11 protein-coding genes are annotated in these 18,383 nt (G+C 75.7%); 6 read left to right on the plus strand and 5 right to left on the minus strand.

What is annotated here, in order from left to right:
- Positions 1 to 1,113 precede the first annotated feature (1,113 nt).
- From KGD83_RS01680 to KGD83_RS01690, 3 genes are read left to right on the plus strand one after another with little or no spacing between them, the layout of a single operon-like run.
- The gene (locus KGD83_RS01680; protein WP_212642205.1) at positions 1,114 to 4,077 is read left to right on the plus strand and encodes a lantibiotic dehydratase; all 2,964 of its coding nucleotides are present in this window, start codon (positions 1,114 to 1,116) and stop codon (positions 4,075 to 4,077) included.
- A complete protein-coding gene (locus tag KGD83_RS01685; RefSeq protein ID WP_212642206.1) occupies positions 4,074 to 5,231 on the plus strand; it encodes a lanthionine synthetase C family protein in 1,158 nt (385 codons plus the stop codon). The genes KGD83_RS01680 and KGD83_RS01685 overlap by 4 nt, the downstream gene beginning before the upstream one ends.
- Complete coding sequence (locus tag KGD83_RS01690) at positions 5,231 to 8,887, plus strand: ABC transporter ATP-binding protein (protein ID WP_212642207.1); 3,657 nt, start codon at positions 5,231 to 5,233, stop codon at positions 8,885 to 8,887. The genes KGD83_RS01685 and KGD83_RS01690 overlap by 1 nt, the downstream gene beginning before the upstream one ends.
- A gap of 85 nt (positions 8,888 to 8,972) precedes the next feature.
- Here the strand turns inward: KGD83_RS01690 and KGD83_RS01695 are convergent, their stop codons facing one another.
- The gene (locus tag KGD83_RS01695) at positions 8,973 to 9,698 is read right to left on the minus strand and encodes a class I SAM-dependent methyltransferase (protein WP_212642208.1); all 726 of its coding nucleotides are present in this window, start codon (positions 9,696 to 9,698) and stop codon (positions 8,973 to 8,975) included.
- 304 nt (positions 9,699 to 10,002) lie between these two features.
- Between KGD83_RS01695 and KGD83_RS01700 the strand changes: the two genes are divergently transcribed.
- From KGD83_RS01700 to KGD83_RS01710, 3 genes are all read left to right on the plus strand, one after another.
- Positions 10,003 to 10,944, plus strand: a complete 942-nt coding sequence (locus KGD83_RS01700) for a DUF6895 family protein (protein WP_212642209.1) — start codon at positions 10,003 to 10,005, stop codon at positions 10,942 to 10,944.
- A 32-nt stretch (positions 10,945 to 10,976) separates the two neighbouring features.
- Entirely contained in the window at positions 10,977 to 12,185 is a 1,209-nt protein-coding gene (locus KGD83_RS01705; protein WP_212642210.1) for a cytochrome P450, read from the plus strand.
- Between the two features lie 392 nt (positions 12,186 to 12,577).
- Positions 12,578 to 13,249: a LuxR C-terminal-related transcriptional regulator gene (locus KGD83_RS01710; protein WP_256448858.1), complete on the plus strand. Its 672-nt coding sequence runs from the start codon at positions 12,578 to 12,580 to the stop codon at positions 13,247 to 13,249.
- Positions 13,250 to 13,353: 104 nt separating this feature from the next.
- Here the strand turns inward: KGD83_RS01710 and KGD83_RS01715 are convergent, their stop codons facing one another.
- From KGD83_RS01715 to KGD83_RS01730, 4 genes are all read right to left on the minus strand, one after another.
- Positions 13,354 to 14,133 carry a TetR/AcrR family transcriptional regulator gene (locus tag KGD83_RS01715; protein WP_212642211.1) on the minus strand — a complete coding sequence of 260 codons (780 nt, stop codon included), beginning with the start codon at positions 14,131 to 14,133 and terminating at the stop codon, positions 13,354 to 13,356.
- Between the two features lie 167 nt (positions 14,134 to 14,300).
- Positions 14,301 to 15,125: an NAD(P)H-binding protein gene (locus KGD83_RS01720; RefSeq protein WP_212642212.1), complete on the minus strand. Its 825-nt coding sequence runs from the start codon at positions 15,123 to 15,125 to the stop codon at positions 14,301 to 14,303.
- A 280-nt stretch (positions 15,126 to 15,405) separates the two neighbouring features.
- The gene (locus KGD83_RS01725; RefSeq protein ID WP_212642213.1) at positions 15,406 to 15,969 is read right to left on the minus strand and encodes a DNA-3-methyladenine glycosylase I; all 564 of its coding nucleotides are present in this window, start codon (positions 15,967 to 15,969) and stop codon (positions 15,406 to 15,408) included.
- Positions 15,970 to 16,471: 502 nt separating this feature from the next.
- Positions 16,472 to 18,199, minus strand: a complete 1,728-nt coding sequence (locus tag KGD83_RS01730; RefSeq protein WP_212644226.1) for an ABC transporter ATP-binding protein — start codon at positions 18,197 to 18,199, stop codon at positions 16,472 to 16,474.
- Between the last annotated feature and the right edge of the window lie 184 nt (positions 18,200 to 18,383).

Consider the following 18,383-nt stretch of genomic DNA (forward strand, 5'->3'; position numbering starts at 1 on the left):
CCGCTCGGCGACCGCCGCCCCGAGGCACATCCACAGGTGTTCTCCGTCCCTTCCGCGAGCGCGGCGCCGCGGGCGCGGACCCGGCCGAGGAGGCAGCCCCCATGAACGACGACACAGCGCAGGACCGCGAGGAGACGCCGCCGGACGCCGCGCCGCCGCTGGGCCTGCTGGAGTACCTCGACCTGACCGAGGGCCGACCCGTCCGGGACAAGCGCGACACCGCCTTCGCCTCGGCCCTGCTCGCCGAGCGGCTGGGCTACAGCCGCGTCTGGCTGCCCGAGCACCACGCCTCCGGCGTGCCCAGCACCAACCCGCTGCTGCTGGCCGCCGTCCTGGGCAGCCACACCCGGCGCGTGCGCGTGGGCACCGCCGTCACGCTGTCCAGGATCCGCGACCCCCACCTGACCGCCGAGGACGTCGCCGCCGCCGCGCACTTCTGCCCCGACCGCCTCGACGTCGGGTTCGGCCGGGGCGACGTGAGCGGGGGAGCGGCCGAGGACCTCGCCCACCTGCGAGAACGCGGCCGGGACGTGGGCGCCGTCATCGACGCGACCGTCTCCCTCCTGCGCGGGGGCGCCGAGTGGGTCGATCCGGTGGACACCGGGTTCCAGCTCTGGTCGCACGGCGCCGGGAACCGCTCCGCCGAGATCGCGGCCAGGACCGGCACCCACTACTGCCACGCCCTGTTCTTCAACACCGACGTGGACGCCTGCGTCAGCACGCTCAGGGCCTACCGCGCGGCCCGCCCCGGCGGGCGCACGGCCGTGGCCCTGGCCCTGGTCGCCAACGACGACCCCGCCACGGCGCGCGCCGACAGCCTGCGCCAGGGCGTGCGGGTCAACTGCGCGGGCACGGCCGACCAGTGCGCCGAAGCCGTGCACCGCGTCCTGGACATCACCGGCGCCGACGAGGCGGTCGTCACCGAGCTGTCCAGCGACCCCGAGGACCACCTGCGCGCCGTGGAGGAGGTCTTCGCCGCCGTGCGCCGCCGCGCGGCCTCCCCCGCCGGGGCCGCGGCCCTTCCGGCGGGGCCGCCACCACACCCACCGGCCACCCGGCGCCCGCCGACGGGCCCCTTCCCGCCGAGGCCGCCGCCACGGGGAGCGGTGCCCGGTGAGCGGATCGGACTTCGGCCTGGTCCGCGTACCCCTGCTCAGCGTCGAGGAGTCCGCCCGCATGGTCGCCGCGGGAGACGTCCACGACCCCGTCGCCGCCATGGCCGTCGACCTGGCCGCGGACCCCCACCTGCGCACCGCGTCCGCGTCCGGGGAGCGCGCCCGCGCCACCCTGCTGCGCTACCTCGCGCGCATGGGCGGGCGCGCCACCCCCTACGGACTGTTCGCCGGAACCGCGCCGCTGACGGTCGGGGGCCTCCGCGACCTGGAGGCCGACCGGCGCGAGCGGCACCGAGTGCGGGTGCGCGTGGACGTGCGCGCCCTGGAGGAGATGGTCGCCGACGCCCTCGCCGACGCCGACCCCGACCGCGTCCCCCTGCGGCTCAACCCCCTGGCCCGAGTCGGCCCCTCCGCCGTGCGCTTCGCCGCTCCGGGCGACGCGACCGCGGCCGTGGTGAGCGTGCGGCGCACCGAGGCCATCGACACCGCCCTGGAGGTCCTCGGCGGCGCCGAGACGAGCGCCGCCGACCTCGCCGACGTGCTCGCCGAGCGGCTGCCCGGCGTGGAGCCCGACCGCCTGCGCGCCTTCGTGCGCGGCCTGCGGGACAGGGGCCTGCTCCAGCCCTCCGACGGCCTGATCGCCCCCGGCGACGAGCCCGCCGACCGGGCCGTGCGCCTCCTGGACGCCGTCGGCGACCGCGACCGGGCCGCCGCCGTGCGCGTCCTGCTGGCCGACGCCGCCGGGGAGCGCGCCTTCGAGCCCGGGCTGCGCGACCGGCTCGACACCGCCTGGGACCGCGCCGCCGACCACGCGCCCGCCCTGGCCCGGACCAAGTACGCCGAACGCTTCGACCTGCACCCCGAACTCGCCATGCGCGCCGCCAGCCTGGACCGGCGCACCGTCGCCGACCTGCGCTCCGCCGTGCGCCGCCTCGCCGCGCTCTCCTCACCCGGCGGCGGCCCCGGCTTCGACATGGCCTCCTTCCGCGCCGCCTTCGCCCAGCGCTTCGAGGACGCCGAGGTACCGCTGCTGAGCGCGCTGGACCTGGAGTCGGGCGTGCTCCGGCCCGCCCGGCGCGGCGCCTCCGAACTCGCCGCCAGGGCGGGTCTGCGCACCGGTTCCCGCCCCGCCGAGCCCACCGTCAAACCCGAGCTGCTCGACCTGCTCGGACGCTGGACCGCCGACGGCGGCCACCTCGACGGCGGCTCCGTGGACATCGCCCACCTGCCCGAGGCCGGCACCGACGGCTCCCGCGCGCTGCTGGCCGTCCTGCTCGGCGACGCCGACCCGGCCTCCCACGACGGGCCGCACAGCATGCTCGTCGGCGGGGTCGGCCGCGCCCCCCACGCCCTGGCGGCCCGGTTCGGCCTCCACCGCCCCGCCGTGGCCGACCGCGTCCGGGAGCAGGTGGACCTCGCCCGCGAGCGGTACCGCGCCGGGGACGCGGCGGAGGAGCCCCTCCACGCCGAACTCGTCTACCACCCGGGCGGACGCATCGGCAACGTCCTGGTGCGCCCCCGCGTGCTGGACGAGACCATCGCCCTGACCGGCGCCCACGCGGGCACCCTGCACCTGGACCGGCTGCTCCTGCGCCTGTGCCCGGACGGATTCCGGCTGCGCGACTCCCGCACCGGCCGACCCGTCCTCGTGGAGCTCAACACCGCCCACAACGTCGACTTCCACGGGCTGGACCCGGTCTACGCGGTGCTGGGCCACCTGGCCACGTCCGGGGGAGCGGGCTGGTCATGGGGCCCGCTGGCCCGTCTGCCCCACCTGCCGCGCGTCACCTGCGGCCGGGTCGTGGTCACCCCCGAGCGCTGGCTGCTGCGCCCCGGGGACGTCGCCGCGGTCCTGTCCGCGCCCTCCCCGGCCGCCGCGCTGCGCGACCGCCTGCCCGGCCTGGGCGGGCGCACCTGGGTGGGCACCGGCGAGTACGACCACGTGCTCCCCGTGGACCTGCGCGAGGACGCCTCGGTGCGCGCGGCCCTGGCGCGCGCCGGAGACCGCGACACCGCCTTCGTGGAGATGCCCCAGGCCGAGGCGCCCGCCGTGCGCGGCCCCGGCGGGGGCCACGTCGCCGAGGTGGTCGTGCCCACCGGACCCGTCCTGCGCGAGCCGCCCGGCCCCGGCGCGGGCACGGCCCTCCTCGACCGCGGCCACGGCCGGGCCTGGGTCTACGCGCGCCTGTACTGCGGGCACGCCACCGCCGACCAGGTTGTGTCGCGCGCCCACCGGCTCTCCACGGACCTGCGCGCCGCCGGGGAGGCCGACCAGTGGTTCTTCCTCCGCTACCAGGACGGGGACGGCTACCACGTGCGGGTGCGCGTCCGCCCGGCCGAACCCGCCGCACGGCCCGGCGTGCTCACCGCCGTGGACGCCCTCGGGGCCCGGCTGGCCGCCGAGGGGCTGGTCAGCAGGGTCGTCCTGGACGAGTACGTGCCCGAGGTGGCGCGCTACGGCGGCACCGAGGGCCTGCGGGCGGCCGAGGGGCTGTTCACCGCCTCCAGCGACCGCGTCGCCGCAGCCCTGCCGGACCTGGCCGACGAGTCCGCCCGCCTCTACCGGGCGGTCGCCGACGTCACCCACTGGTGCACCGAGCTGTTCACCGCCTTCGACGAGCGCGACGAGTTCCTGCGCGCCTGCCAGGGCGGCCTGGACGTGGCCCCCACCCGCGAGGGCAACCGCCTCGGCAAGTTCGCCCGCGCGCACGAGTCCGCCCTGCGCGCCCACGTGGAGGAGGTCCGCCCCGACGAGGACGTGGCCAAGGCCCTGGGCGCGCTGGCCGCCGCCCTGGCGCCCGGGACCGGGACCCGCGGCCGGTGGTCGGTGCTCGGGTCGGCGCTGCACCTGCACCTGAACCGGACCTTCGCCTTCGACGCGGTGCGCATGGAGTACCTGGCGCACGAACTCGCCCGGCGCCACCTGCGCCGCCTGCACGCACTGGAGGGCAAGAAGCGATGAACGACGCTGACACGCTGGACCTGGCGCGGCGGTTCCTGGCCGACACGGACGCCCATGTGCGCGAGAACCCCACGTTCCCGCTGCTGCTGGACCAGGCCGTGGCCCGGATGGAGTTCGCCCGCGCCCTCGGCGAGGACCACCGCGCGGAGGACGCCTTCCACGGGGCTATGGGCCTGCTGCGCTCCGGCGGCGGCACCGGCCCCTGGCTCTACCGTGGCGCCGCCCAGGCCGGGTGGACCGCGCTCCGGCTCGCCCGGGAGCGCGGCACCGAGCCGTCCGGACTGGGCGCCGTGGACGACGCCGTCCTGCGGTGGATCGCCGACTACCCCGCCGAGGGCGAGGTCGACCTGCCCATGGGCGTACTGGGCCTGGGCGTCTACGCCCTGGCCCACCCCGACGCCGGGTTCCGCGACAAGGCCACCTCCGGCGTCCTGGACGTGGTCGAGGAGCGCGCCGAACGCGACGGCGACGGCCTGTTCCTGCGCCTGGGCGACTCACCGGCGCGCCGTGCCGACCAGTCCGCGGGCTGCCGGGTGCTCGGCGCCGCCCACGGCACCGCCGGACTGGTGTCCTACCTCGCCTCGGCCGCCGGGACGGCCGCCGCCCCGCGCGCACGCCCGCTGCTCGACGACGCCGTGCGCTGGCTGCGCGCCCAGCGCGGCGACTTCTCCCACGCCGTCTTCCCGCACCGCGTCGAGACGCGCTACACGCCCGCCCGCGCCACCTGGTGCTCGGGGGACCCCGGCATCGCCCTGGCCCTGACCGCGGCCGCCGGGGTCACCGGGGACCCGCGCGACGCGGACCTGGCGCGCGCCACCGCCCTGGCGGTCGCCACCCGGCCCGAGCGGGACTGCGGGATCACGGACGGGTGCGTGTGCCACGGCGCCGCCGGACTGGTCTGGTTCGGCCGCCGCGCCCACGACGACCACGGCCTTCCCGAGGGGCTGGAGTGCGTCCGGCGCTGGACGGGCTGGCTCGCCGAGCGGCGCGCCGAGGGCCCGCTGACCTACTTCAACCCCGCCGGGATGATCCGCGACGCCTCCTTCCTCGAAGGGGACGCGGGCGTGGCCCTGGCACTGCTGTACGCGGCCACCGGGGCGCGGCCCGCGTGGGAGCAGCTCGTCCTGGCGCGCCCCGTCACACCGGAGGTCTGATGCCCGGCTCCCCGCCGACCGAAGCGCCCGCCGACCGGGGCCGCCACTGGGTCCGGCGGCTGCTGTCCGCCTGCCGCCGCCACCCGGCGCTGGCCGCGGGGGTGGCCGCGTCGGCCGTCCTGGGGACCGGGCTGACCGCGCTGGCGCCGCTGGCCGCCCAGATCGCCGTGGACGACGCGGTCCAGGGACGCACGGACCGGATCGGCGTGCTCGCCCTCGCCCTGCTGGGAGCCGCCGCCCTCCAGTTCGCCGGGGCGTTCGCCCGCCAGTTCCTGTCCGGCAAGCTCGCCCTGGGCGTCCAGCACGACCTGCGCACGGCCGTGTTCGACTCGGTCCAGCGGCTCGACGGCGGCAAACAGGACACCCTGCGCACGGGCCAGGTGATGTCGCGCGCCAACACCGACCTGCAACTGGTCCAGGGGCTGTTGGCCACCGCGCCCCAGGCCCTGGGCGGCTTTGTGCTCATCGTGTTCGCCTTCTCCGCGATGCTGTGGCTCTCCCCCGTGCTCACCGTCGTGGCCGCGGCCGTCGTGGCCTCCTTCGTCGTGGTGACGGCGCGGGTCAGCCGCCGCATGCCGCCCGCGACCATGGCCGTGCAGCGCCGTGCCGCCGAGATCGCCCAGCACGTCGAGGAGACCGTGACCGGCGTCCGCGTCGTCAAGGCCTTCGGCCAGGAGGAGCGCGAGACCCGGCGCCTGGCCGACCTCGCCGCCCGCCTGTTCGGCGAGCGCATGCGGGTGGCCCGCATGCAGGCGGCCCCCAGCGCCACCCTCGGCGTGCTGCCCTACCTCGGCCAGGCCGCGGTGCTGGTGGCGGGCGCGTGGCTGGTCGCCCGCGGCGAGGTGTCCCTGGGCGCCCTCGTCGCCTTCTCGGGGTACATGGTCACCCTCACCGCGCCGTCGGCGTCCCTGTCCAACCTGGTCATGAGCGCCCAGCTCGTGCGGCCCGCGGCCCTGCGCGTGTTCGACCTCGCCGACTCCCGCCCCGACGTCACCGACGCGCCCGACGCCGCCGACGTGCCCGAGGGCCCGGTCGGCGTGGAGCTGGACGGAGTGCGCTTCGGCTACACCCGCGACTCCACCGTGCTCGACGGGCTCTCCCTGCGCGTGCGCCCGGGCGAGACCCTGGCGCTGGTCGGTCCCGCCGGGTCGGGCAAGTCCACCGTCTCGCTGCTGCTGCCCCGCTTCTACGACACCACCGGCGGCGCCGTTCGGATCGGCCCTCCCGGCGGCGCGGTGGACGTGCGCTCGCTGCGACTGCGCTCGCTGCGCGCCGCGGTCGGCGTGGCCTTCGAGGAACCGTTCCTGTTCTCCGGCTCCGTCGCCGACAACATCGCGTACGGACGCCCGCACGCCACCCGAGAGCAGGTCCGCGCGGCGGCCCGCGCCGCCGGGGCCGACGGCTTCGTCAGCGCGCTCCCCGACGGCTACGACACCCCCGTGGGGGAGCGCGGCCTGACCCTGTCCGGCGGCCAGCGCCAACGCGTGGCCCTGGCCCGCACGCTCATGGGCGACCCCCGCGTCCTGGTGCTGGACGACGCCACCTCGGCCGTGGACGCCGCCACCGAGGCCGCCATGGTCGCCACGCTCGCCGACGTCACCGCCGACCGCACCGTCCTGCTCGTGGCCCACCGCAGGTCCACCCTCGCCCTCGCCGACCGGATCGCGGTGCTCGACGGCGGCCGGGTGGTGGACGTGGGCACCGAGGCGGAACTGACCCGGCGCTGTCCGCTCTTCGCGCGGCTGCGCGCCGGGGACGGGGACGGCGTCGAGGAACCGGCTCCGGCCCCCGAAAGCGGCGGCTCCCCCCTGTGGCCCGAACCCGTGCCGGAGGCGGCCGACCCCGAAGAGGCGGCGCTGCCCGCCGCCGACGACCGCCCCGCCGGGCGCCTGGACCGCACGCCGCCGGAGGAGCCCGGAGCGCGCTTCGGCGTCCGCCGGGTGCTGTCCCCCGTCCGGGCACTGCTGGCGCTCGCCGTCCTGCTGGTCCTGGCCGACGCCCTGGCCACCACCGCCCTGCCCGTGGTACTGCGCTGGGGGCTGGACCGGGGCGTCGCCCCCGGCGACGCGGGCGCGGTCGCGGCCGCGGGCGCGGCGGCCCTGGCCCTGGTGGCGGTCAACTGGTGGGTCCTGGCACTCCAGCCCCGCGTGGTCACGCGGACCGGGGAGAGCGCCCTGTACGCCCTGCGCCTGCGGGTCTTCCGGCACCTGCACCGGCTCGGCGTGGACTTCCACGAGCGCGAGCGAGGCGGCGGGACCATGACCCGCATGACCACCGACGTCACCGCGCTGTCCACGTTCGTGGAGAGCGGGCTGACCATCGTCGTGGTCAACGGCGCCACCGTGCTGGGGATGGTCGCGGCGATGCTGGTTCTGGACCCGGGCCTGGCCCTGGTCGCCCTGGCGGTCCTGCCGGTGCTGCTCGCCGCGACCCTGTACTTCCGCCGCTGCGTGTCGCTGGCCTACCACCTGTCCCGGGAACGGATCGGGGAGGTCAACGCCGACCTCCAGGAACAGGTGGCGGGGGCGCGCGAGTCCCAGGCTGCCGGGGCCGAGGACGGCGCGAGCGCGCGCTTCGCCGCCCTGTCCGACCGCTACCGCAGGACCCGGCTGACCGCCCAGCGCCACATCGCCCTGTACTTCCCGTTCGTCACCCTGCTCGGGGACGTGTCCACCGCCGCCGTCCTCGGGGCGGGCGCGTACCGGGTGGCGGAGGGCACCCTGTCGGTGGGCGTCCTGACCGCGTTCCTGCTCTACCTGGGGATGTTCTACGCCCCGTTCCAGCAGCTGTCGGTGGTCTTCGACAGCTACCAGCAGGCGCGCGTGGGAGTGGACCGCATCGGCGGACTGCTGCGCACGCCGCCCACCGCCGCGACCTCCCGGCGCGCGGTCCCCGCACCGGTCCGGCGGGGCGGCGGCCGGGTGCGCCTGGAGGGGGTCGGCTTCACCTACCCCGGCGCGGGCGGGCCCGCCCTGGCCGACGTCACCCTGTCCGCCGACCCGGGCGAGACCGTGGCGCTGGTCGGCGGGACCGGCGCCGGGAAGTCCACCGTGGTCAGGCTCATCGCCCGCTTCCACGACCCCGACCGGGGAGCGGTCCTGGTGGACGGGACGGACGTGCGCGACCTCGACCCGGCCGAGCACCGTCGCAGACTCGGGGTGGTCCCCCAGGAGCCCCACCTGTTCACCGGGACCGTCGCCGACAACGTGCGCTACGGACGCCCCGGTGCCGGCGACCGCGAGGTGGAGGAGGCCGTGCGCGCCGTCGGCGCCCTGGACGCCGTGGCGGCCCTGCCACGGGGGATGCGCCACCCTGTCGGCGAGCGCGGGCGCGGCCTGTCCACCGGACAGCGCCAGCTCGTCGCGCTGGCGCGGGCGCAGCTGGTGGACCCCGACGTGCTGCTGCTGGACGAGCCCTCCGCGGGGCTGGACCCGGGCACCGAGCGCGCCGTGCTGACGGCGATGGACCGCCTGTCCCGGGGGAGGACGACCTTCGTGGTCACCCACAGCCTGGCGACGGCCGCCCGCGCGGACCGGATCGCGGTGCTCGACGGCGGCCGGGTGGTCGAGACGGGCACGCACGCGGAGCTGTCGGCGTCGGGGGGCGCCTACGCCCGCCTGTGGCGCAGCAGCGGGGCGGGGCCGGTGCCGGTCTGAGACCGGGCGGCCCCGACCGGCGCGGGCGCCCCGCCACCCCGGGCCTCCGTGCGCACGGCCCGGGGCCCGGCCCGGCGCGGGTGCCTCAGTCCCCGTTCCGGACGCCCCGGTGCCGCGGCATCCGGAAGTAGATCATCGGGTTGTCGGTGCTGGTGCGCACCGGCTCGCCCAGCCCCAGGTCCTCCCGCAGCTCCAGGAGGGCGGTGTAGGGCGCGGGGGCCTTCTTGCGGGAGGGGGTGAAGAAGTCCGTGCCGTTCTCGCGCAGCCACGACAGCACCACGGCGCCCTCGGTGAAGGGCAGGGCCCGCTTGCCGTGGAAGACGTCGTGGACGCTGACCGGCGTCCCCGGGGCCACGCGCGGGAACAGCGCCTCCAGGTACCACCTGGCGAACCGCCCGTTGTGCGCGGCGTCCACGAACAGGTACCCGATCCCCTCGGGGACCTGGGACATGTTCTCGCGGACGTCGCCCTTGTGGAACTCCCACCGACCCAGGGACAGCTCGGAGGGCACGTTCGCCACCACGTTGTCCACGATGTCGAAGGAGTGCAGCGTCCCCCCGCCGTTGTCGCGCAGCGCGGACAGGATCCACGTGGTGGACCAGCCGTGGAAGGTCCCCAGCTCCATCACCGTGTCCGGCCGCGTCTCGCGCAGCAGCAGGTAGGTGATCTCCGCCTCCAGGTCGTCCAGCTGCGGCGTCATCCGCCCGCGCGTGCGCCGGAGGAACTCGCGCTGCGCGTCCCGCACCTTCGCCAGGGGGTCCCGGTACCTGCGGTACAGGTCCCCGATCAGCGCCAGGTCGATGTCTCCCATACCGTCCCCACTCCAGTGTCGCTCGATGGTCGCTCTCCGTGAACGCGGGCTTCAACCTACCCGTGACCCGGGGACCCACACCGCTTCACGACGCCCTTCGCGGCGCGATTCCCGGACATTCTCGCGCATCCTCCTCCCCAGGTAGGAGGCTCCGCCGCCCGGACGGCCCCGGCCGGTCCGCGGGAGGGGCGCGTATTTCCTCCTCCGGACCGAGGCGCCGTGCGCGGGGCCGACCTAGTGTCGGGAGCGTCGGCAGGGAAGAGGAGACCGCCGGGACCCGCCCGGCGCACGACGGGGAGGACCGATGGCCGCCACCGGGGGGACGGGCACGACGGCCCGGACGGACGCGAGCACCGCCTCCGGCGTCCTGGACGCGGCCCTGGCCTGGCTCACGGACCACGCCGAGTGGTTCGGGCCGCGCTGGGACGACCACTTCCCGCCGCGTGACTTCGCCGGTTCCACCGTCATGGAGCTGCTCATGCTCTGCCGCCTCCTGCGCCGGGCGGACCCGGCCCCGCCCGGAGCCGCGGAACTGGAGCGCGCCGCCGCTGAGCTGGCCCGCGACGCGGTCTCCGCGACCGCCCCCGGCGGGGAGGGCGAGAACCCGCCCTACCGGCTGTGGACGGCGGCGCTGCTGGCCGACCTGGGCCGTCCGGCGGACGGGCCCATCGCCGACGCGCGCGCCTCGGCCGAGCGGCGGCCCCCGCGGCCCCCCGGCGCGGGCGCCTCGCCGGTCCTGGCCCTGGAACTGCGCCACATCCTCGACCTGGCCGGGCTCGCCGCCCCCGCGGACCTGCCCGGCGCCGCGCCGCTCTACGAGGCCTGCCTGGCCGAGCACGCGGGCGGCACCGGCGAGTACGACGCCTACGGGGTCACGCACGCCGTCCTGTACGCCACCGACTTCGGGGCCCGGCCGCTGCCGGGGGACGCCGCGCGCACGGGGCGCGTGCTCGACGGCCTGCTGCGCGCCTACCTGGACGAGGGCCACCTGGACCTGGCCGCCGAACTGCTCCTGTGCGCGCGGATCGCCGGAGGGGCTCCCCCCGCGCTGGAACGGCGGGCCTGGGAGCGGCTGGCCGGGGCCCAGCGCCCCGACGGCTCCCTGCCCGGTCCGCCCTTCGACGCCGGGGTCCTGGCCGGGCGCACGGGGGAGCGGGCCACCGCCTACGTCTTCCGCACCTGCTACCACACGACCCTGGTCACCGCGATGGCCGCCGCCCACGCCGGGGCGTCCGCGCGCCCGTGAGCGCGGGCCCCCGCGACGAGAGGAGCACGTCCATGGCCGACACCCCGACACCGTCGGCGTGCCCTGTGAGCCTGCCCACCGCGCGTGAGCACGCCCTGGACCCGCCTCCGCGCTTCGCCGAACTGCGCGAGAGGTCGCCGATCACCCGGCTGGCCCTGCCCGACGGGACGGAGGGGTGGCTCGTGACCGACTACGAGCTGGCCTGCGACGTCCTGGTGGACCAGCGCTTCAGCGCGCGGCAGGACATCCGCGTCCCACCGCCGGGGCAGGATCCCGCGCCTCCCGCGGCGCCCGGCTTCTTCGTGCGGATGGACGCGCCCGAGCACACCCGCTACCGCAGGCACCTGGCCGGGCAGTTCACCCGGCGGCGGATGCTCCTGCTGGAGTCGCGCATCGGGGAGATCGCCGAGGAGCACGTGGAGCGCATGCTCTCGGCGGGCGCGCCCGCCGACCTGGTGGCCGACTACGCCCTGCCCGTGCCGTCACTGGTCATCTGCGAGCTGCTCGGCGTGCCCTACGGGGAGCGCGAGCGGTTCCAGCGCGACACGGCGGTCGCCTTCGACGTGGGACAGCCCCGGGAGCGGGTCTCGGCGGCGCTCGCCGACCTCAACGCCTTCCTGGCCGATCTGGTGCGCCGCAAGCGCCGCGAACCGGGGGAGGACCTGCTCAGCGGGCTGCTGGACGCCCCGGACCTGACGGACGGGGAAGTCGCGGCGATGGCCTTCCTGCTGCTGGTCGCCGGGCACGAGACGACGGCGAGCATGCTCGCCCTGGGCGCGTTCGCCCTGCTCACCCACCCCGGACCGTGGCGCGGGGCGCTCACCGCTACCGACCCGGAGCCGATGACGCGGCTGGTGGACGAGCTGCTGCGCTATCTGACGATCATGCAGTTCGGGGCGATGCGGGTGGCCCGCGAGGACCTGGAGGTGCGCGGGGAGCGCGTCCGGGCGGGGGAGGCGGTCGTGGTATCCCTGGCCGCCGCCAACCGCGACCCGCGGGCCTTCCCCGGTCCCGACGTGCTCGACCCGGGGCGGGAGCGCCCCATGCACCTGGCCTTCGGCCTGGGCGCCCACCACTGCCTGGGCCACCAGCTGGCCCGGACGGAACTGCGGCTGGGGTACGGCGCGCTGTTCCGGCGGATACCCGACCTGCGCCTGGCCGTCCCGCCGCACAGCGTTCGTATGCGCGACACCTCCGCGGTCTACGGGGTGCACTCCCTTCCCGTCGCCTGGGGCGGATGAGGAACCGTCCTTTAGGGACGGGATTCCAAAAAGAGGGGAATTCCCCGTCCGATACCCACGGCGATATCCTATGGAAAAGGAAATGGTTGCGGATCGAAGCCTCCGGGTACGGCGCGTCCTGCCCGGGCGCGATCGCCCACGGGGAGGGAAATGAGGATCCCGGCGCGATGCTCGGACCTCTGTGCTCCGCGAACACGGTCGGTGACCGGTTTTTTCGGTTTTATTCTCCGCTGGCCACATGCGGCCAAGGGCGAAGGGTTTGTCCGTAAGGTATCGGGGATTTAAGGACGGCTGGCTTCTTTCCAATGGACAACCCCGGGTTCCCCCGCCCCCGCACCCGGGAGGTTTCGCACGAAAAGGGGACAGGTCAACTGATTACCCGCGTACTGATTATCGGTGACCAGGACGTAGTGAGGCTGGGACTGTGTACGGCCTTCGGAGCGACGGAAGACATCAAGGTGGTCGGAACGACCGGCGACCTGCGAGTGGCGGTGGCCAGGGCACGGCAGCTCCGTCCCGACGTGGCCGTCGTCGACATGGCGGCGCTGGGGGAGAGGGGGAACGAGGTGGTCCGCGAGCTCTCGGAGCTGGACGAACCCCGCGTTCGCGTCCTCGCCCTGGCGGTGCCCAACGACAGGGACAACCTCGTGAGCTGCCTGCGGGCCGGCGCCTGCGGCTACATCCTCACCGGAAGCGACATGTCCGTCATCACCGACGCCGTGCGCTCGCTCCGGGAGGGGCACACCGTGCTCGATCCGGCCGTGGTCGGCACGGTCGTGGAGGAGTTCGTGCGCTACGAGGCGGCGGTGTGCGTCGGGGCGGACGACCCGGACTCGTGCTGGAAGGAGCAGTTCACCGACCGCGAGAAGGACGTGGTCGCGCTGGTCGCCACCGGCGCCAGCAACGCCGAGATCGCCGGGGTCCTCGGCCTGTCCGAGACGACCATCAAGTCACACGTGTCCAGCGTCCTGGCCAAACGGGGACTGCGCAACCGCGTCCAGCTGGTGGTCTGGGCCTTCCGGAGCGGGCTCGTCCCCGTCCGGGGCGGGGACGCGGTGATCTAGGCGGAGTCGGCGTCCGCCGCCGGAGGCGGACGGGTCGGCCGAAGAGACGCGCGGTGCCGGTGGAGGGCCGCCGCGCGACCCCCTGACCCCGGGTGCTCCGCTCCTCAGGACTCCTCCGCGCCCCGGGGCGAGCGCGACTCCACCAGGACCCGGACGCCGTCCAGGACGCGTTCGAGGCCGAACGCGAACTCGTGGTCGGACGAGTAGACCGTCCTGTGCTCCCTGCCCACCGTGCTGCCCACCCGCGAGGCGAGCGGGTAGTCGCTGTCCCGTGTGAACGCCGCGAGCAGCGGGCCGTGGGTGCTCCACCACTGGCCGTCCGTCATCCCCGTGGCCCGTTCGGTCTCACTGACCGCCGCGGCCTGGCTGGCGGCGCCCTCCGCGTAGCTGTTGACCAGGCTGACCGTGGAGTCCATCTCGACGTCGGACAGGCCCAGGCCGTCCACGGCGGACAGTTCGTACTCGTACTTGGCGATGAGGTGGGGACCCAGGAGGCGGCCCCGCGGGGTCTGGAGCATCCAGGGGTGGCGCAGGAGCAGCCGCCAGTTCGCGTACGCCACCGCGCTCAGCCGTTCGCGCCAGTGCTCGGGGCGCTCGCCGTCCGCGTACATGTCGGCGTAGGCGGCGTCGAGCATGAGGTCGACCAGCTCGCCCTTGCCGGGCACGTAGGTGTACAGGGACATGGTCCCCACGCCCAGGCGTTCGGCGACCTTGCGCATGGACAGCGCGGCGAGCCCGTCGGTGTCGGCCATCTCCGAGGCCACGGCCACGATCCGGTCCACGCTCAGGTCCGGTTTGTTGCGGCGGCTGACGGGCTCCTGTGTCCGCCACAGCAGGGCGAGACTGCGCGCGGGGTCGCCGCTCTTGGTGTACTGCGTGGGCATCGGCCGTCCTGCTCTCGGTCCGGTGTCCGGCCAGTCTAGGGCGTGTTCCAAGGGCGCACGCCCCCCGCTGCGCGGCGTCGCGGGGAGGCCGGGGCGCCGGGAGGTTCGCGGGGCCGGGACCCGTCCGGCCGGGGGAGCGGTCCCGGCCGGACGCGGCGGGCCGAGGGTCAGGCCCGCGGGCGGAAGGCGTCCGCGTTCTCCCCGACCCACTCGGCGAAGGTGCGCGCGGGCCTGCCCGTCACCTTCCCGACGGTGTCCTGGACCCTGGCGCCGACCTCGGGCGGGTCGGTGACCAGTTGGAGGCCGAAGGCCACGTACTCCTCGTCGTGGCCCAGGGCGCGCAGCCGCTCGGCCTCCTCCGCCAGGGTGAGGCGGACCAGCCCGACCTCGCGGCCGATCCCGCGCGAGAGCGCGGCCACCCGCTCCGCCGGGGTCAGCGCCTCGGGGCCGGTGAGGGGGTAGGCGCGGCCTCCGTGGCCGTCCTCAGTGAGGGCGGTGACCGCCACGGAGGCGATGTCGGCCTCGTGGACCAGGGCGCTGGGCGCGGTGCGCGCCTCGCGGACCACGCCCTCCGCGCGGACGGAGCCGGCCCAGTCCAGGGTGTTGGCCATGAACTCGACCGGGTGGAGCAGGGTCCAGGCCAGGTCGCTCGCGGCCAGGGCCTCCTCCACCGGACCCGGGTAGAAGTCGCACAGCACCGACACCCGGCGCACGCCCGCCTTCGCGGCGAGTTCGACCAGGCGCGGCGCCGAGGTGAGGGGGCTGTAGTCGTCCCCGCCGAAGGTGATCAGGTGCAGCCCCGTGACCCCTTCGAGGTGCGGGGCGAGGCCGTCCGGGTCGGTGAGGTCGCCGCCGACCACCTGCGCGCCCTCGGGCAGGCGTGCCCGGCCGGGGGCGCGGGTCAGCGCGCGTACGGGGTGCCCGGCGCCGAGCAGCTGTCCGACGACGTGGCGGCCGACGTTGCCGGTGGCTCCGGCGACGAGGAAGGTCATGGCTCTCCATCCGTCCAGTGGGGGGTCCTGGTTTCCGTAAGCCGTACAGTACGGTGTACGAAAATAGCGCGCAAGGGTGGCCCGGGGCTCCGAGGGGGCGCGGTTCGGGACGGGGCCAGGGCATGCGGAAGGACCTCGGACGGCTCCGCAGGCGCGCCCCGGTGGAGGTGTCCGGGGCCGACTGATCGGGGAAGGCGGCGGGGCGGCGGCGCCCCGCCACCGGGCCGGCGCCCAGCCGCGGTCGGGCGCGGTCGGGCGCGGTCGGATCGGTCGGCGGTGGTCAGGCGGGCTTGGCCGGGCAGTCGACCAGGTGGTCGTCGACCACGCCCACGGCCTGAAGGTAGGAGTAGACGATGGTGGTGCCCACGAAGGTGAAGCCGCGCTTCTTCAGGTCCTTGCTGACCCGGTCCGAAAGCGGGGTGCTCACCGGGACCTCGGAGGGTTCGGTGAAGCGGTTGACCACGGGCGTTCCGTCCACCCAGCCCCACAGGTACGCCGCGAAGGTGCCGTACTCCTCTCGCACGTCCCCGAAGGCCCGGGCGTTGCGGGGGAGCGAGGCCACCTTGAGCCGGTTGCGGATGATCCCGGAGTCCTGGAGGAGCCGGTCGGTGTCCTCCTGGCCGTACTCCGCGATCCGGTCCCGGTCGAAGCCCTCCAGGGCCCGCCGGTAGTTCTCCCGTTTGTTGAGCACGGTGGACCAGGACAGCCCGGCCTGCGCGCCCTCCAGGACGAGCATCTCGAACAGGTGCGCGTCGTCGCGGGAGGGCCTGCCCCACTCGTGGTCGTGGTAGGCCCGCATCAGCTCGGACGACCCCCGGGCCCAGGCGCAGCGCTGGTCGGACATGGCGGCTCCTCGGGGCTGGCGGCGGTGGTCGCCTCCATGGTGCCGCAGGTCGGTGACAGTCCGGACGCGTCCTTCGGTCGGGGTGCGTTGCGCGGGTGTCTAGCTGGTCGCGGTCCTGATCAGTAGGGCGAGTGTGCTGGTCCTGCGCGTGAAACCATGGGTCGGTCCGGACCTGGCTTTGTGGGTGAAATGTCTGTTTCTCGGGAAGTTGGAAATTCGGCCGCTTGCCGCTGGTAAGTTCCGAGGTCAGTTACGTGCTCCCCGCGCACGCGGGGATGGTCCCGATAGCGGCGGCGGGCAGTCCGGCCATGGTGGGTGCTCCCCGCGCACGCGGGGATGGTCCCAACCACCCCCCAGAGCCCAACGGCGGGAGGCGGTGCTCCCCGCGCACGCGGGGATGGTCCCGGAGGCATGCTTCCCAGCTTCAACGACGAGGAGTGCTCCCCGCGCACGCGGGGACGGTCCCAGCGACTGACCGCGAAGGGCCGCATCGTCCGGGGGGTCAAGCGGTGCCGTGCCAGGATCTCCACAAGGCCGCGTAGGCGCCGCCCGCGTCCACCAGTTCGTCGTGGCCGCCCAGTTCGGTGATCCGGCCGTCCTCCACTACCGCCACCCGGTCGGCGTCGTGCGCGGTGTGCAGCCGGTGCGCGATCGCGATCACCGTCCTGCCCTCCAGCACCGCCGCGAGGGAGCGCTCCGCCGCCCGGGCGGCGGTGGGGTCCAGCAGCGAGGTGGCCTCATCGAGCACCACCGTGTGCGGGTCGGCCAACACCACCCGGGCCAGGGCCAGCTGCTGTGCCGCCGCGGCGTCCAGCGCCGTACCGCCCGCGCCCAGCGGGGTGTCCAGTCCTTCCGGCAGCTCCCGCGGCCAGTCCGCGTCCACCGCCTCCAGCGCGGCCAGCAGGTCGGAGTCGTCGGCCTCCTCCGAGGCCAGGGCCAGGTTCTCGCGCAGCGTCCCCGCGAACACGTGGTGCTCCTGGTCGACCAGGACGATGCGGCGGCGCAGCTCCTCCGGGCCCAGGTCGGCCACGGGCACCCCGCCCACCAGCACGCTCCCCGAGTCCGGCGCGTCCACCCCGGCCAGCAGCCGCCCCAGCGTGGTCTTGCCCGCTCCCGAGGGGCCCACGACCGCCAGCCGCTCGCCGGGCCGCACCGTCAGGTCGATCCCGCGCAGGACGTCCGTACCCGCCGCGTAGGCGTAGCGGGCGCCGCGGACCTCGATCCGATCGTCGGCGGGTGTCGGGGCGGCGCCCACCGGAGCCGCCACCCGGCCCACGCCGCGCACCCGCGCGAACGACGCCCCTCCCCGCTGCAACTGCTCCACCCAGTACATGATCCCGGTGGCGGGTTCCTCCATCTGGCGCATGTAGAGGCAGCAGGCCACCACCACACCCAGGCTCACCCCGCCCTCCAGGTGGAGCAGGCCGCCACCCAGCAGCACCACCACGGCGGGCAGGGAGAACGCGACGTCGGCGACGGGGAACAGCACCGATCTCAGGCGCAGGGTCCGCCGCCGCGCCCCGTACAGCTCCAGGGTGTCGCGGTCGGTACGGGCCACCCGCTCCCGGCGCAGCCCCAGCGCCTCCACGGTGCGTCCGCCCTCGGCGGTTGCGGTCACCCCGGCCAGCGCCGTCGAGGCGGCCGCCCCCTCCGCCAGGTAGGCGGCGCGCGACCGGCTCAGGTACCAGCGCAGCGCCCACCAGAGCGGGGGCACGACCACAAGGACCAGCACGCCCATGGACGGGCTCAGCCAGAACACCGCGGCCAACAGGAAGAGGATCTGCACCAGGGCGGGGAACACGTCGGGGACGGCTCCGCGCAGGGTCGTCGCGATCACCCCCATGTCGCCGGACGCCCGGTTGGTGAGGTCCCCGGTGCCCGACCGCTCCACCACGCGGGCGGGCAGGGCCAGGGCCCGGTCCACGAACTCCTCGCGCAGCCGCGCCAGTGCCCGCTCCCCGAAGCGGAACGCGCCCAGCCGTGCGTACCGGGTCAGCACCAGCTGCGCCAGCGCGCAGGCCAGGACGGCGGCGGCCAGCCCGTCGACCGCCGCGACGGTGGCCCGCCCGGCCTCCAGGAGGTCGATGATCCGGCCCAGCAGGTAGGGTCCGGCCAGCCCGGCCGCGCTGGCCAGACAGGTCAGCGCGAGCGTCGCGGTCAGCCCGGCGCGGTCGGCCGACACCAGTCGCCAGGCGTCCCGGCGCGCCTCGGCGGGCTCCGCCACCGGCAGCCGTTCCTCCTCCCCGGCGTGCGTCCCGTGCCCGCCGCCGACCCGCCCGGTTCCCGTTCCCGCCTCGGCCTTTGCGCCTGCGACGGCCCCGGTTCCCTCCCCGTTTCCCGCGCTCCCGCCGGTCTTCGCGCTCTTCCCCGCTTCCGCGCTTCCGTCGTTCTTCGTGCCCTTCCCCGTCTCCGTG

Source organism: Nocardiopsis akebiae (genome assembly GCF_018316795.1).
Classification (GTDB): domain Bacteria; phylum Actinomycetota; class Actinomycetes; order Streptosporangiales; family Streptosporangiaceae; genus Nocardiopsis; species Nocardiopsis dassonvillei.

What these genes read in the sequence shown, in the direction of transcription:
- KGD83_RS01725 (WP_212642213.1), bottom strand. Translation starts at nt 15,969, where the DNA reads ATGTCCGACCAGCGCTGCGCCTGGGCCCGGGGGTCGTCCGAGCTGATG.
- KGD83_RS01715 (WP_212642211.1), bottom strand. Translation starts at nt 14,133, where the DNA reads ATGCCCACGCAGTACACCAAGAGCGGCGACCCCGCGCGCAGTCTCGCC.
- KGD83_RS01685 (WP_212642206.1), top strand. Translation starts at nt 4,074, where the DNA reads ATGAACGACGCTGACACGCTGGACCTGGCGCGGCGGTTCCTGGCCGAC.
- KGD83_RS01695 (WP_212642208.1), bottom strand. Translation starts at nt 9,698, where the DNA reads ATGGGAGACATCGACCTGGCGCTGATCGGGGACCTGTACCGCAGGTAC.
- KGD83_RS01690 (WP_212642207.1), top strand. Translation starts at nt 5,231, where the DNA reads ATGCCCGGCTCCCCGCCGACCGAAGCGCCCGCCGACCGGGGCCGCCAC.
- KGD83_RS01700 (WP_212642209.1), top strand. Translation starts at nt 10,003, where the DNA reads ATGGCCGCCACCGGGGGGACGGGCACGACGGCCCGGACGGACGCGAGC.
- KGD83_RS01705 (WP_212642210.1), top strand. Translation starts at nt 10,977, where the DNA reads ATGGCCGACACCCCGACACCGTCGGCGTGCCCTGTGAGCCTGCCCACC.
- KGD83_RS01720 (WP_212642212.1), bottom strand. Translation starts at nt 15,125, where the DNA reads ATGACCTTCCTCGTCGCCGGAGCCACCGGCAACGTCGGCCGCCACGTC.